12 protein-coding genes are annotated in these 15007 nt (G+C 50.8%); 9 read left to right on the forward strand and 3 right to left on the reverse strand.

Translation table 11 applies throughout. The annotated features are described in order from the left end of the window. Positions 1-7 precede the first annotated feature (7 nt). From CCY32_RS11575 to CCY32_RS11600, 6 genes are all read left to right on the forward strand, one after another. Positions 8-1060, forward strand: a complete 1053-nt coding sequence (locus CCY32_RS11575) for a PhoH family protein (RefSeq protein WP_088330858.1) — start codon at positions 8-10, stop codon at positions 1058-1060. Next, positions 1057-1518, forward strand: a complete 462-nt coding sequence (gene ybeY, locus CCY32_RS11580) for an rRNA maturation RNase YbeY (protein ID WP_088330861.1) — start codon at positions 1057-1059, stop codon at positions 1516-1518. The genes CCY32_RS11575 and ybeY overlap by 4 nt, the downstream gene beginning before the upstream one ends. A gap of 32 nt (positions 1519-1550) precedes the next feature. Then, positions 1551-2426 (forward strand): CNNM family magnesium/cobalt transport protein CorC, encoded by an 876-nt coding sequence (corC, locus tag CCY32_RS11585; protein WP_088330864.1) that lies wholly within the window; start codon positions 1551-1553, stop codon positions 2424-2426. Further along, positions 2404-3936, forward strand: coding sequence for an apolipoprotein N-acyltransferase (gene lnt, locus CCY32_RS11590; RefSeq protein ID WP_088330866.1), 1533 nt, complete (start codon positions 2404-2406; stop codon positions 3934-3936). The genes corC and lnt overlap by 23 nt, the downstream gene beginning before the upstream one ends. An 85-nt stretch (positions 3937-4021) precedes the next feature. Further along, entirely contained in the window at positions 4022-5287 is a 1266-nt protein-coding gene (locus CCY32_RS11595; RefSeq protein WP_088330868.1) for an amidohydrolase family protein, read from the forward strand. Between the two features lie 345 nt (positions 5288-5632). Further along, positions 5633-6265 carry a DUF2490 domain-containing protein gene (locus CCY32_RS11600; RefSeq protein WP_168171498.1) on the forward strand — a complete coding sequence of 211 codons (633 nt, stop codon included), beginning with the start codon at positions 5633-5635 and terminating at the stop codon, positions 6263-6265. 7 nt (positions 6266-6272) lie between these two features. On the opposite strand, the gene CCY32_RS11605 is transcribed toward CCY32_RS11600, so the two are convergent. Further along, positions 6273-7184, reverse strand: a complete 912-nt coding sequence (locus CCY32_RS11605; protein ID WP_088330872.1) for an EamA family transporter — start codon at positions 7182-7184, stop codon at positions 6273-6275. 96 nt (positions 7185-7280) lie between these two features. On the opposite strand from CCY32_RS11605, the gene CCY32_RS11610 reads away from it, so the two are divergent. Continuing rightward, entirely contained in the window at positions 7281-8723 is a 1443-nt protein-coding gene (locus CCY32_RS11610; protein WP_088330874.1) for a PLP-dependent aminotransferase family protein, read from the forward strand. Positions 8724-8789: 66 nt separating this feature from the next. Here the strand turns inward: CCY32_RS11610 and CCY32_RS11615 are convergent, their stop codons facing one another. Beyond that, complete coding sequence (locus tag CCY32_RS11615; RefSeq protein WP_088330877.1) at positions 8790-9458, reverse strand: glutathione S-transferase; 669 nt, start codon at positions 9456-9458, stop codon at positions 8790-8792. 64 nt (positions 9459-9522) lie between these two features. Next, positions 9523-11457: a RecQ family ATP-dependent DNA helicase gene (locus CCY32_RS11620; RefSeq protein WP_088330879.1), complete on the reverse strand. Its 1935-nt coding sequence runs from the start codon at positions 11455-11457 to the stop codon at positions 9523-9525. Positions 11458-11748: 291 nt separating this feature from the next. Between CCY32_RS11620 and CCY32_RS11630 the strand changes: the two genes are divergently transcribed. Continuing rightward, the gene (locus CCY32_RS11630; RefSeq protein WP_088330883.1) at positions 11749-13671 is read left to right on the forward strand and encodes a PrkA family serine protein kinase; all 1923 of its coding nucleotides are present in this window, start codon (positions 11749-11751) and stop codon (positions 13669-13671) included. Between the two features lie 18 nt (positions 13672-13689). After that, complete coding sequence (locus tag CCY32_RS11635; protein WP_088330885.1) at positions 13690-14958, forward strand: YeaH/YhbH family protein; 1269 nt, start codon at positions 13690-13692, stop codon at positions 14956-14958. The last annotated feature ends 49 nt before the right edge of the window (positions 14959-15007 follow it).

A 15007-nucleotide genomic window follows, 5' to 3' on the forward strand; every position in this document is an offset into this window, starting at 1 on the left:
GTGATCTTTGTCCAATAACCTGGTCAGTAATGAAATCATACTGGAACCCAATGACCACAAGCGATTGTCCAGCCTGTGTGGTCCGTTTGATGACAATATCAAACAGATAGAACGACGCCTGGGGGTAGAAATCAGCTACCGCGACAACCAGTTCAAAGTACTGGGTAAGTCACAACAAGCGGTGGCCACCTCAGAGCTGCTTAAACTGCTGTACATCGAGACGCAACCCGTCAAAGGACAGATTCCCGATCTGGCGCCGGAAAAAGTGCATCTGGCGATCCAGGAAGCCAAATGCCTGGAGCAGGCTGAAGCCGGAAAATATGGCAAAGAAGTGCACATTAAGACCAAGCGAGGGGTGATCAAACCCCGTAATCCGCACCAGTCTCAGTATGTTCAGAACATTGTCAGCCATGACATCTGCTTTGGCGTGGGACCGGCCGGTACAGGTAAAACTTATCTGGCGGTGGCCAGTGCAGTCGATGCCCTTGAGCGTCAGGAGATACGCCGAATTCTGTTAACCCGCCCGGCCGTCGAAGCCGGTGAAAAGCTGGGCTTTTTACCCGGAGATCTGTCTCAGAAAGTGGATCCTTATCTGCGCCCCCTGTATGACGCGCTGTTTGAAATGCTGGGCTTTGAAAAAGTCGAGAAGCTCATCGAGCGCAATGTCATCGAAGTGGCTCCCCTAGCCTATATGCGCGGACGCACCTTAAATGATGCCTTTATCATTCTGGATGAGAGTCAGAATACCACCGTGGAGCAGATGAAAATGTTCCTGACCCGGATTGGTTTCAACTCCAAAGCAGTGATTACCGGTGACATTACCCAGGTGGATTTGCCTCGCGGCGCGCGCAGTGGTCTGCGACATGCCATCGAAGTGCTAAAAGATGTGAAGGACATTTCCTTTAACTTCTTTAATGCCAACGACGTGGTGCGTCACCCCGTGGTCACACGCATTGTCATGGCGTATGAAGAGCATGAACGTGAACAGGAAATCGCACGGGAAAAAAAACAACAGGCACTGCAGCAAGCGAAACAATCTGATGGAAAACACCCCGAGTGAGTGTAGACCTGGATCTGCAAATCGCCTGTGATAAAACCGGGCTGCCTGGCGCCACGGAATTTCAGCGCTGGCTTGAGACCACCTTAGACACCGTTGGCCCGGACAGTGCAGAAGTCACCGTACGTATTGTTGAGGCGGATGAAAGCCAGCAGCTGAATCAGCAATACCGCCATCGTGCCAAACCTACTAATGTACTGTCTTTTCCCTTTGAACCGCCACCCGGTATCCACATGGATCTGTTGGGTGATTTGGTGATCTGTGCCGATGTCGTGGAACGGGAAGCCAAAGCGCAGCACAAGCCCCTGTTTCACCACTGGGCGCATATGACCATTCACGGTACCTTGCATTTATTGGGCTATGACCATATAGAGGAACAGGATGCCGAAGAAATGGAAGCCACCGAAATCGCAATCCTGGCCAAATTAGCAATTGACGATCCCTATCAGGATCGTGAATGATACACCTTCACTGATTAATAAGACTGGAGCTCATGAGCGACGACAACCCCCACTCTAGTAACGGTTCTGCCAATAAAGGCTGGCTGGAGAAAATAGTTCAGACCTTTTCGGGAGAACCGCAAAACCGTGAAGAACTGGCTGAGGTAATTACCGAAGCAGAACAACGTGAAGTCATAGACGCCGCCACCCGGGAGATGATCGATGGGGTGCTGGAAATCAGTGAAATGCGCGTCAGAGATATTATGATTCCGCGAGCACAAATCGTTACCATCGGTATTGAGCAAAGTGTAAAAGAGTTTTTACCTGTCATGCTCGAGTCCGCCCACTCCCGCTTTCCTGTTATTAATGAAGACAAAGATCATATCGAAGGGATCCTCTTAGCCAAGGATCTACTCGCTTATGCCTTTTCTCCGGAAGTGGAGTTTAAACTCAAAGATGTATTGCGCCCGGCCATTATTGTGCCTGAAAGCAAGCGCGTGGATGTGTTGCTCAGAGAATTCCGTGAAGAGCGCTACCACATGGCTATTGTTGTGGATGAATATGGTGGTGTCTCAGGACTGGTCACGATCGAGGATATTCTCGAGCTTATCGTTGGCGAGATTGAAGACGAACACGACGTTGACGAGCAGCAGCAGGACAATATTCGACCGCTGAATAAATACACCTATTCCGTCAAGGCCTTAACCTCCGTAGAAGACTTTAATCAGTTTTTTGAAACCAGTTTTGACGAAGAGGAAGCCGATACCATTGGCGGTATTGTGCTCAAGGCCTTTGGACACATGCCGATGCGTGACGAAGCGGTCGAAGTACAAGGGATTGAGTTTCGAGTCACCCATGCCGACAAACGTCGTCTGATCCAACTTAAAGTGAGCTTACCCCGCCAGGATGACGACGACCAGAAAAGCTAAACGGCTAATCCCCTGTCTCCTGGCAGCCCTTACAGGAGCGGGATTAACCCTGACTTATGCTCCTTTTTCTCACTGGTACCTGACTCCCATCCTGTTGGGTGCGCTGTTCTGGTTGCTGGCCAACCGGGCTTCGTCATATCCGGCACTGTTGGGTTTTAGCTTCGGATTAGGCTGGTTTGGTGCAGGCATCAGCTGGGTGCATGTGAGTATCGCTGATTTTGGCGGATTGCCCCTGCTCGGCTCTGTTGGACTGATGGTCTTACTCTGCGCCTATCTGTCGCTGTACCCGGCGTTGGCATGCTGGTTACTGGTCAGGATAGTTCGCCCCGGTTACTGGCCGCTTGCCATCGGGTTTATCTGGCTTGTGGCTGAATGGCTGCGCAGCTGGATGTTAACCGGCTTTCCCTGGCTTTCTCTTGGTTACAGTCAGATAGACAGTCCCCTGGCAGGATGGATGCCACTGATTGGGGAAACGGGTGTTAGCGTTTTGCTGGTCACCTTAAGCTGTGCCCTGGCCAGGCTGGTACCGCGCAAACAATACGCCTTAGTGCTATTACTCCTGTTCACCTTTTATGGCAGCGGCGCACTGATCGGTCTGTATCAGTGGACCACGGCAAAAGACGAGCTGACCGACGTAGTCATGGTACAGGGTAATATCAAACAAGAACTGCGCTGGGTACCAGAGCAGGATTTGCCGACCATGAATTTATACCGTCAAATGACCCTTAATCATTTAGATGCGGATCTGATTATCTGGCCCGAAGCGGCCATTCCACGGCTGGAACCCCTTGCGCTGGAGTACCTTGACGAGCTCGATAGCCATATTGGGGAACAGGGCACCGGATTAATCACCGGCATCGTCAATTATAATTTTGAAACCGGCAGCGCTTATAACCAGCTCATTGCGCTGGGAAGTCAAAATGGTGAGAAACATGGGCACTACGCCTATCCGCACGTGAATCGTTACGCCAAGCACCATCTGTTACCCATCGGCGAATTCATCCCATTTGAAAGCTGGCTCAGGGGACTGGCGCCGATTTTTGATCTGCCCATGTCTTCGTTTACTCGCGGCGATTACCAACAAACGAATCTGACGGCTAACGGGTACAGAGTGGCCCCGGCCATTTGCTTTGAAATTGCCTTCCCCAGACAGCTCAGCGCTAATTTACATCCCTATACTGACTTTATTCTTACGGTCAGTAACGATGCCTGGTTCGGGCGCTCGCACGGTCCCCACCAGCATATGGAAATTGCCCGCGTCAGAGCCAGGGAGTTTGGTATCCCGGTACTCCGGGCCACCAATAATGGTATTACTGGTATCATCGATGCTGACGGCAGCATACTGGCCCAGCTGCCTCAATTTACCACGCAGGTTCTGCGTGCATCCGTTCCTTTGTATGCGGGCACCACACCGTATGCGCGCTTTGGCGATCTCTGGGCCACGTTACTCAGTTTCCTGGCCGCCATACTGGCTTTATGGTTACCGCGAAGCGACAGGTTTTTATCCTGAAAATCTGACCACTGGCTGCAAGCTTGCTTGTTTCACAGGGTAATCACCTCTAAGCTAGGCGTTTTAATGCTGTCCGGAGACCCCCATGCCACTAAGATTCTTTTTCGTTCTGTTGCTGATCAGTTTCAGTGTATTTTCTGAACCACTGGTGATCAAAGCGGACGCATTGCTGGATGTGCATAGCGGAGAGCTCAAATCCAAACCGATGGTTTTCATTTCACAGGGGCGGATTACCCGAATTGCATATCAAAGTGACACAGAGTTACCTGCTGATGCTGAGATTTTGGACTTAAGTGGACAAACGCTGTTACCCGGCCTGATGGATATGCATGTTCATCTCAACAGTGACGCAAAACTGCATGGCTATAAACGGTTGGCTCAGTCGCTTCCTCGCAAGACCCTAACCGGCGTCAGTAACGCCCGTACAACGCTGCAAAGCGGATTTACCACAGTGCGCAATGTAGGCGCACCGGGCTATGCCGATATCGCCCTGCGCGATGCCATTGCCGAGGGCGAGTTGTCCGGCCCACGCATTTTTGCCGCCGGTATGTCTCTGGGGATCACAGGTGGCCATTGTGATAATAATCTGCTGCCTTATGAATATCAGGACAAAGCCGCTGCTGTTGCTGATGGCCCCTGGCAGGTGCGTGAAAAAGTACGCATGAATGTGAAATATGGCGCTGACTGGATAAAGTTCTGTGCTACCGGCGGGGTACTTTCAAAGGGTACAAAAGTCGGCGCCCAGCAATACAGTCAGGAAGAAATGAACGCACTGGTGGCGGAAGCTAAGTTACTCGGGGTGGGCGTGGCCGCCCATGCTCATGGTCTCAACGGCATCAAGGCGGCAATTCGCGCTGGTGTAACCAGTGTTGAGCATGCCAGTTTTCTGGATCAGGAGGCCATTGAGCTGGCGCTTGAACGAGGAACCTATCTGTCGATGGACATTTATACCACCGAATATATTCTCGGCGAGGGTGAGAAAGCCGGCATTCTGCAGGAAAGCCTGGCCAAAGAACGTCTTGTAGGCAGCAAACAACGGGAAAGCTTCCAAAACGCGGTGCAGGCTGGTGTCAAAATGGTATTCGGCTCTGATGCCGGTGTGTATCCTCATGGACAAAACGCCAGACAATTCTCTCGCATGGTCAAATATGGCATGACGCCCTTGCAGGCCATTCAGGCAGGGACCATTCATTCGGCCACCATGCTTGGCCAACGTGAACAGCTTGGCAGCCTTGATTCAGGTAAGCTGGCAGATATCATTGCCGTGCCGGGTAACCCGCTTGAGAATATTACTCTGCTGGAAAACGTGACCTGGGTCATTAAAGAAGGCGTAGTGGCTAAACACCCCTGATAGACAAACATTCCTTCCTGAGCCGGGGCGGCATCGCCGCCCTCTTTATCCTCTAATCGGCTTTTGCGGGGACTCTTTATTTCCTTCCCTTTGGGGCTATGTCGCTACCCTGATGGCTCTGTCTGTGCTTCTTTGATGTTGCTGTCTATGCTTATAGGTCATGTAAATCCGCATCGCTACGACGTTGTAACGGATGTGTTGCCAGGCTAAACGATGCCTGATTGACCTGTACAGGAACTTCCGTATAATCCGCGGCCATGCTTTATGACACTTTTGTGTCATTTATATTTCACTAAAATGACACTAATATGTCATTTTAGTGACAAACAGCACCTTGGAAACCTTATGATGCCCATATTCAGTTTAAAATCCTTACTTACCATGCTCTTGCTCATCACCAGCCTGAACGCCAATGCCGTGGACCAGTGGTGGAATGCTCTCAGTGCCAAGACGAAGGTAGACGACTACAACCTCGGACTGGAGTCGGAACAGCGTTTTCGTGATGAGGGTTCGGCATTCTATCTGCATAATCTTAAGCTAAGTGTGGATCGCACTATCACTGGTAACCTTAAAGGCGGCCTGGAAGTGCGTTACGAAAATTCTGAAAAATTGAGCGGCTCAAATACGGAAGAGCTGCGTATCACACCCTATCTGACTCATAAACTCACCCTCAATCCGCAGTGGAGTCTGGGTAGTCGTCTCAAAGTGGAAAACCGCTGGCGTCATGGCGACCATGCTCTGCGTACACGCTTGCGTGGCAAACTAAGCCGAAAGTTCGACAATTTTAGCCTGTTCGGTAGTTATGAATATTTTTATTACCTGGCTGACGATGCCCGTTTTGACAAAACCCGCAGTGCTATTGGTTACAGCACGTCATTGAGCAACAATATGGGACTGGAACTCTATTACCTGTATCAGAATAATACCAACAACACGGCAGAAAAAGTGATTGGCAGCAAGTTCAGCTACAAATTCTGATCACCTCTCAACCCGGCTGATAACGTAGTGTCCACCACTGGCGAATCCTCGCCAGTGGTGTCAGCACCAAGGCATTGCCGGCAAGCACTAAAGCAAACCCTCCCAGGGTATGGGTATTCCAGACAAACCCTTCAAACCAGGTACTGAGCAATACGGCCACCAACGGGAACAACACGATCACATAACTGGCTTTTTCCGGCCCGATGTTTTTCAACAATGCAAAATAACTCGCAAAGGCGATCACCGTACCAAACACCGCCAGGTACAGCAGACTCAGTATATAAGCCGGACGCCAATCGAAACTGAACTGCGCGTCGCTGAGCCATACCACAACCATGAGTATACAGGCGCCATACAGCATGCCCCATGCATTACCTTGCAAGACTCCCACCTCGCGCCGCGAATTGCGAACACTAACCATGTTGCCAAATGACGCGATCAGCGTACCGGATAACGCCAACATCAGTCCGAGTAACGTGGTATTGGCTAATGCCATATTATGCAGATCTTTATAAAATAACAGCGCAATACCCACGATACCCAACAAGGCTCCCACGTAGATGCGAGCGGCCACTGGCTTACCAAAGAAAAGCCGGGTATTTACGATATTCATGATCAGCATGGTCGAGAAGGCAATGGAAGCCAGCGCAGAGGTCAGGTGCGCCTGAGCCCAATAGAGCACCAGGTAATTGAAACCAAAGTTACAGGCGGCCAGTAACAAGAAAAAGCCATGCTGCACCAGGCTATAGCTCATCGGCAATTTCCGATAAAGACAATACCCCCACATCAGCAGCGCAGCCATGGCAAAGCGGTATACCAGTGACACCTCGGGCGCAACCGTGCCAAGCTGAAATTCAATGGCCAGCCAGGTTGACCCCCAAATCAGCACAGTGATGAGATATAGCAAGGTGTTTTTCATTGGTATTAATCAGAAGAACAGGAATCAGTGGCGAAAGCATAACCTTTATCTGTATACTTACCATATACAGATTTTAAAAAAGTAACCTACACAGTTATGCAGCGACAAATTAGCCGCGAACAGAGCCGCTACTTATATCGCCAGGTGGCCGACCTCATACGGGACATGCGTGAAAATGGCACGTTACGACCGGGCGATCGCATCCCTTCACTGCGTCATCTGGCAGAAAAACTGCAGATCAGTGTGCCTACCGTCAAGCAAGCCTATGAAGAGCTGGAGCGCATCGGTATGCTGGAATCCAGACCAAAGTCTGGCTATTACCTTACCAGTTTCAGCCATAAATCCAGCACTCCCCGTAAAAGCCGAATGGCAAAGCACGCCATTGCGGTGACGCGCCAGGAACTGGTAGAGCAGGTTCATACCGCCGTGCATACACCAGGCACAATACCCTTTGGGATCAGCAATCCGGTGGGTGCCTTACCCAATGACAAAGCGCTCGCCAGATGGACACGCAGAGTCATGTCCAGTGCCCGGGAACATGCCATCGGCTATGGTCCCTTCGCCGGATTTGAACCGCTGCGACGACAGTTAGTGTTGCGCTATCTGGATATGGGGCTGAGCACACAACCCGAGCAGCTGGTTATCACCAATGGGGCACAGGAAGCGTTGGCCATTTCACTGCAACTCTTCGCCAAGCCCGGTGATGTTATTGCGGTAGAATCCCCATGTTACTTCGGCATTCTTGAGCTCATCGAAAGTCTCGGCATGCTGGCCTATGAGATCCCACTATGTGCAGAAACCGGCATCAGCCTTGATGATGTGGCGACTGCCATAGACAAGCATCCGATAAAAGCATGCGTTTTTTCCTCTTCTATCACCAACCCCATGGGCGCCAGCATTAGCGATGCCGATAAGCAGGCTCTGGTATTGTTACTTGAAAGCAAAGGCATTGGCCTGATTGAAGATGATGTGTATGGCGATCTCTATTTTGGTCAACAGCGAGGTAAACCAGCGCAGTGTTACTCTGAAAAAGGCTTGGTGATCACCTGTTCCTCTTTTTCGAAAACGGCCGCGCCGGGGCACCGTGTCGGCTGGCTTCTTAGCCCTACACTGGCAGGCCCTGCAGCGAGGCTGAAGCGCGCCCTGTCATGTTCATCGGCACTGCTGAATCAATGGGTCCTGACTGAATACCTTGCCAGTGGCGAGTATGATCGGTATCTGCGTCAATTGCGACAAGTGCTATACACCAACAAAGAACGTATGCGTGCCTGTATTCTGGAAAACGATGACTCAGGACTGCGACTTACCAACCCGGCAGGGGGAGCCGTACTGTGGCTAGAGCTGTCGCGCAAAACAGATGGCAGTGAGCTTTTTCACCAGGCTCTGTCAGCAGGGATGAGCATCATGCCGGGCAGTCTCTTTGCACCATCTGAACGTTATCGTCATTGTATTCGCCTAAGCTACGGTCTGCCCTGGAGCGACAAGGTCGAAGAGGCGCTGATAAAACTGCTGAGAATAATGAGTACGCTGTCTCAGTAACCCCTTCTCATCATTACAATGCTCAGCCTCCGCTCAGTGCCCCGCTAAGAACCGACCGGCCCGCTTTCAGGCATAAGCATAATCGCCACCAGCCTTTAGCGCCTTTTGATAGGCCTCCCGAGCATGAATCCGCGCAACATAAGCACAAATATTGGGGTGTGACTCACCTACAATACCGCGGGCAACCGCAGCCTCAAGCGGAAAACTCATCTGAATATCAGCACCGGTGGGATGACTACCCGCGAGCCACTCTTTACCCTGCAACTGCTGCTCTACGTAGGAAAAGTTATTCTTCAGGTTAGGGCCGATGAAAGACTTCATGGCTTTATCTGCAATCTTTCTGGCAATGGGCCTGGCGAAAAACGGCATGGGACTGGTGCGCACCTTATCCATGACCAACTTGAGCAACATGGGGGGCATCAATGATCCCTCGGCAAAATGCAGCCAGTAGTGATAATCAAGATGTTGTTCGCTTTCTTGCGCAGGGATCCAGTCCTGACCACCATACTCACTGCACAGGTAGTGAATAATGGCGCCCGACTCGGCCAGCACTCGGTCTTTGTCGGTTAACACTGGGGATTTCCCCAGAGGATGGACATTCTTCAGGCTTTGTGGCGCCAACATGGTTTTGCTGTCACGTTCATAGCGCTGAATCTGATAATCCAGTCCCAGCTCCTCCAGTAACCAGAGTATACGTTGCGAGCGGCTGTTATTGAGGTGATGTAAAGTGAGCATACTAATCCTTATTATCCATGTGATGCCTGATACTACGCATGTCTGACGAATGCGATCAGTTTTGTCATAGGGCGATGAGCTTGCAGTGTCTGACATCTTTTAGCACCTGCAAAAAGGGCGCTTGCTCCATTTTCGCAAACCCCTCCATGTTGGCGGCTTTTAACAGCGTTGTATCAGGGGTTCGGATCCCACAAAGAAAACGTGCCAGCGCTTCGTTGGTAACAGGGCGTTGTGCCTGCTTAGCGGCGTTCAGATAGGGCTTACACCACCCGGTAAACGATGCAACATCAGGTGGTTGCGAGGCGCTGTGTAGGGGAAGTGTTGCCGGCTCTCCCCGACACACTGAACAATGGCCACATGAGGTCGGCGCTTGCTGATCGGCAAAGTATTCGGCCAGCTGCTGACTCAGGCAAACATTGCGCTCAAACAGAGACAACATGGCCTCAATGCGCTGAATTTCGCTTTGCTGATGTTGCAGAAACAGGTCATGTAAGGTCTGTGTCAGTTCCTCCACCCGCCAGTTGCAATCTGCGATTTCATACACCTCTGTCATTTTGCCACTTTTAAGTTCAATCCACCCCTTCTCAGCAAAGTACTCCAGGGCCTTTAATACCCGCTGTCTGTCCTGCTGATAGCGTTGCCAGAGACTATCAAAGTTAACCCGGTGCCAGGTTCTGGCTTTAGGCGAGCATTCGAACAACTGAGTGACAAAGGCACGACGCTCCCCTTCAAAGTGTCCGACAATCTCATCGACAGGCTGATGTGTCTTGAACATATATTCGGCAAAGTAACTGAACTTCGGTGTCAAAACAGATTGCAGTTGAAGATACACCAGCAACGTCTTAAGGGGCAGCTGACGCACGTTACTCTGTGCCGACAGGGTATGTAACTGAATGGCCCAATCCCCTGATTGTTGCTGAATCTGCTCGAGAATCAGGGCAATTCCCTGATAATCCGGTGTATCGCCATAAATAAAATTTTGCAGCACATTCACACCATCTCTGTTAGCCAGCACAGTGCAATAGGCCATGTTGCCATCGCGGCCTGCCCGGCCGATTTCCTGGCTGTAATTTTCAATCGATTTGGGCAAATCAAAATGGATGACTCTGCGGATATCCGCCTTATCTATCCCCATACCAAAGGCAATCGTGGCAACAATGCAGGGCGTTTCACCGGCCATAAATGCCCGCTGGACCGACTCCCGTCTGGCGTGCTCCATCCCTGCATGATAGGCCTGTGCCGCGATACCACTGTGTTGAAGCTGCCGGGCAAGGTGCTCGGCGGTGTGCTGTAGCGTCACGTACACAATAGTCGGTGCCTGAGGTGACTCCGACAGCTGTGTCGTTAAACGGCTCAGCTTTTCATTTTCAGGAACCCCCTGCACCGCAATGTCGAGATTGCTGCGATAAAATCCGGTCGCCACCACGTTATCCTGAGAAATGGAAAATTTAGCACACATATCCCTGACCACCGCAGCGGTCGCCGTAGCGGTTAAAAGCAACACCTGGGGTATGTTCAGCGCGTTTTTGTCATCGGGGAGTTTGAGGTAATCAGGGCGAAAATTATGTCCCCACTCGGAAATACAATGGGCTTCATCCACCACCATCATAGAAATGGGTATCTGAGCAATGAACTGACGGAACCGCTCATTTTTCAGGCGCTCTACCGAAATCATCAGAATTTTCAGCTTACCTTTGCGGGCGTCCCCCATCACCTGACGCTGCACTTCGGGGCTCTGCTGAGAATCAATACTGGCCGCAGCAATGCCTTTTTGCTGCAAAAAGGTCAGTTGATCCTGCATCAATGCCAACAACGGCGAGATCACCAAGGTCAGGTTCGGCAAATGCAAAGCTGGTAGTTGATAACACAGTGACTTTCCCGAGCCTGTGGGGAAAATGGCCGCGGCGGACTGACCATTGAGCAGCGATTCAATCACCTTTTGCTGTCCCGGTCTGAGTTGCGTAAATCCGAATACCTGTTCCAGGTTGTGCTGATACATAGTGTTGATGAGTTGTGTTGATATGATAGCCGGTTGGCTGCGCAGTATAGCGCACTCCCCGGACGACCGTTGGTTTGTGTTGGCTGAGAAAACTGATCTGTTTGCTGCTCAGGCCAATATCCATCTGAGAAGCGGTGTTTTTTTGCGCAAAATATTCTCTGCAAAGGTCCATAATTTCGACAAATTGCAACACAGAAAGCGCAAATAGGGTCTAACCTGATAAGGACAACCTGTTAATTAAGGTGTCCGTTTTTATCAGCCTAGTTCAGTAGATTATCCCGGAGGTGGTTTATGGGTATTTTCGAACACTACCAACAACGATATGAAGCCCACAAGGAAGAAGAATACAGCATCAGCGAGTTTCTTGAGCTATGTAAGCAGGACAAAACTGCTTATGCCAACGCTGCAGAGCGGTTGTTGCTGGCGATTGGTGAACCTCAGACTCTGGATACGTCACAGGACCCGGCCCTCAGCCGGATATTTTCTAATCGCGTCATCTCCCATTACCCTGCCTTTGACGACTTTTTCGGTATGGAAGAGTCCATTGAACAAATCGTTTCATACCTCAAGCATGCCGCGCAGGGGCTGGAAGAAAAGAAACAGATTCTTTATCTGCTCGGACCGGTAGGGGGAGGTAAATCCTCGCTGGCGGAAAAACTCAAAGAGCTGATGCAGAAAGTGCCCATCTACTGCCTCAAGGGCTCACCGGTAAACGACCACCCTTTGTGTCTGTTTGATATCAACGAAGACGGGGACATTCTGGATAAAGAATACGGTATCCCTGGCCGCTATCTGAAAACCATCATGTCGCCGTGGGCCAGAAAACGACTGCACGAGTATAACGGCGACGTATCCCAGTTTCGCGTGGTCAAAATGCATCCGAGTGTGCTGGATCAGGTGGCCGTCGCGAAAACCGAGCCGGGTGATGACAATAACCAGGACATTTCGGCACTGGTGGGTAAGGTGGACATCCGTAAACTGGAGCAGTTTGCGCAAAATGACCCGGATGCCTACAGCTACTCCGGCGCCTTGTGCAAAGCCAATCAGGGGCTGATGGAATTTGTGGAGATGTTCAAGGCCCCCATCAAAGTCCTGCACCCACTTTTAACCGCGACACAGGAGGGAAACTACAACCCCACTGAAGGCTTTTCTGCCCTCCCCTTTGACGGCATTATTCTGGCACACTCAAATGAATCGGAGTGGATGAGTTTTCGCAACAATCGCAACAACGAAGCATTTCTGGACAGGGTGTACATTGTTAAGGTGCCCTATTGTCTGCGCATGACCGAAGAGCAGAAGATTTACCGCAAACTGATTGAAAACAGTGAGCTAAGCGGCGCACCCTGTGCCCCTGGCACGCTGGAAATTCTGTCTCAGTTTACCGTACTCTCGCGCCTCAAAGAGCCAGAGAACTCCAGCATCTATTCAAAAATGCGGGTGTATGATGGCGAGAGCCTCAAAGATACCGATCCAAAAGCCAAGTCCTACCAGGAATACCGTGACTATGCCGGTGTCGATGAGGGAATGGAGGGCTTAAGCACACGCTTTGCCTTTAAGATCCTCTCCAAGGTTTTCAACTTTGATGCTCAGGAAGTTGCCGCCAATCCAGTACACCTTTTCTATGTGCTCGAGCGCCAGATAGAGCGGGAGCAATTTCCCCCTGAAACTGCCGAACGCTACAAAGAGTTTCTCAAGGGGTATCTGATCCCCAAATATGTGGAATTCATCGGTAAAGAAATTCAGACCGCTTATCTGGAATCCTATTCTGAATACGGCCAGAACCTGTTTGATCGCTATGTGACCTATGCCGACTTCTGGATCCAGGATCAGGAATACCGAGATCCGGAAACCGGGCAGTTATTTGACCGTGAAGCGCTGAACGCCGAACTGGAAAAAATCGAAAAGCCAGCCGGTATCAGCAATCCGAAAGACTTTCGTAATGAGATCGTTAACTTTGTTCTGCGAGCGCGGGCTAACAACAAGGGCAAAAACCCGGCATGGACCAGTTACGAGAAACTACGCACCGTCATCGAAAAGAAAATGTTCTCTAATACAGAAGATTTACTGCCGGTCATCTCATTTAATGCCAAGAGCAGTGCTGAGGATCAGAAGAAGCACGACGACTTTGTTAAGCGTATGACAGAAAAGGGTTACACCCAGAAGCAGGTCCGCTTGCTGTGTGAGTGGTATCTGCGCGTACGCAAATCCTCGTAGGGCGCACAGGAGAGCAGTATGGCGCACTTTATCGACAGACGTGAGAACAGCAAAGGAAAAAGCACGGTTAACCGCCAGCGCTTTATTCGCCGCTACAAGCAGCAAATCAAAAAGGCGGTGTCCGACGCGATCAGCAAACGCAGTGTCACCGACGTTGAGACCGGCGAGAGCGTGAATATCCCTACCCGGGATATTAAAGAGCCGCTCTTTCATACCGGCAAAGGCGGTGTGCGAGATCGGGTGCACCCGGGCAATGACCAGTTTTCGCAGGGCGATCGCATACAACGGCCCATGGGAGGTCAATCTGGTGGCAGTGGTGAAGGTGAGGCCTCTGACAGCGGTGAGGGCGAAGACGACTTCGTCTTTCAGATATCCAAGGATGAATACCTTGATCTGCTGTTTGAAGATCTCGCGCTGCCCAACCTTAAGAAAACCCAGTTAGATAAACTGGTGGAGTATAAAACCTACCGCAGCGGGTTTAAAACCGATGGCGTACCCAGCAATCTGGATATTGTGCGCTCTTTGCGGGGCTCTATGGCGCGGCGCATCGCCCTGACCGGAGACAAACGGCGGCAGTTACAGGAACTGGAAGCTCGGTTAGAAGCCCTCAAAAAAGACAAGCATGAGCATCAGCTTGAGATTACCGAGCTTGAAGAGGAAATTGCAGCACTAAAAGCACGCATCGCCAGTGTGCCATTTCTGGACACCATTGATTTGCGCTTTCGCAATTTTGAAAAACGGCCCTTGCCCACCAGTAAGGCGGTGATGTTTTGTCTCATGGATGTTTCGGGCTCCATGGACCAGGCCACCAAAGACATGGCAAAGCGCTTTTATATTTTGCTCTATCTGTTTCTGACCCGCACCTATAAGAACGTCGAAGTGGTCTACATTCGCCACCACACCCAGGCCAAAGAAGTGGACGAACACGAGTTTTTTTACTCTCAGGAAACCGGCGGTACCATTGTGTCCAGTGCGCTGAAACTGATGGACGAGATCATTCAGGCCCGCTATCCCAGTAACGAATGGAATATATACGCCGCACAAGCCTCAGACGGTGATAACTGGGCTGACGACTCGCCTCAATGTGCAGATCTTCTGATAAACCGCTTACTGCCGATTGTGCGCTATTATGCCTATATTGAAATCACCCAGCGTCAGCACCAGAGTCTGTGGCGTCAGTACGAACAGGTGTCCGCTGTGTTTGACAATTTTGCCATTAAGCATATTCGTCAGGTAGAAGATATCTATCCGGTGTTCAGAGAGCTATTTAAAAAACAAGCGGCCTGACAAGGCATTGGCACCAAAAACAAAAAACCAGGCACATAGGCCTGGTTTT

This window comes from Lacimicrobium sp. SS2-24, assembly GCF_002201535.1.
GTDB lineage: Bacteria > Pseudomonadota > Gammaproteobacteria > Enterobacterales > Alteromonadaceae > Lacimicrobium.

What these genes read in the sequence shown, in the direction of transcription:
- CCY32_RS11635 (WP_088330885.1), top strand. Translation starts at nt 13,690, where the DNA reads ATGGCGCACTTTATCGACAGACGTGAGAACAGCAAAGGAAAAAGCACG.
- CCY32_RS11630 (WP_088330883.1), top strand. Translation starts at nt 11,749, where the DNA reads ATGGGTATTTTCGAACACTACCAACAACGATATGAAGCCCACAAGGAA.
- CCY32_RS11610 (WP_088330874.1), top strand. Translation starts at nt 7,281, where the DNA reads ATGCAGCGACAAATTAGCCGCGAACAGAGCCGCTACTTATATCGCCAG.
- CCY32_RS11600 (WP_168171498.1), top strand. Translation starts at nt 5,633, where the DNA reads ATGATGCCCATATTCAGTTTAAAATCCTTACTTACCATGCTCTTGCTC.
- CCY32_RS11620 (WP_088330879.1), bottom strand. Translation starts at nt 11,457, where the DNA reads ATGTATCAGCACAACCTGGAACAGGTATTCGGATTTACGCAACTCAGA.
- corC (WP_088330864.1), top strand. Translation starts at nt 1,551, where the DNA reads ATGAGCGACGACAACCCCCACTCTAGTAACGGTTCTGCCAATAAAGGC.
- lnt (WP_088330866.1), top strand. Translation starts at nt 2,404, where the DNA reads ATGACGACGACCAGAAAAGCTAAACGGCTAATCCCCTGTCTCCTGGCA.
- CCY32_RS11595 (WP_088330868.1), top strand. Translation starts at nt 4,022, where the DNA reads ATGCCACTAAGATTCTTTTTCGTTCTGTTGCTGATCAGTTTCAGTGTA.
- CCY32_RS11615 (WP_088330877.1), bottom strand. Translation starts at nt 9,458, where the DNA reads ATGCTCACTTTACATCACCTCAATAACAGCCGCTCGCAACGTATACTC.
- CCY32_RS11605 (WP_088330872.1), bottom strand. Translation starts at nt 7,184, where the DNA reads ATGAAAAACACCTTGCTATATCTCATCACTGTGCTGATTTGGGGGTCA.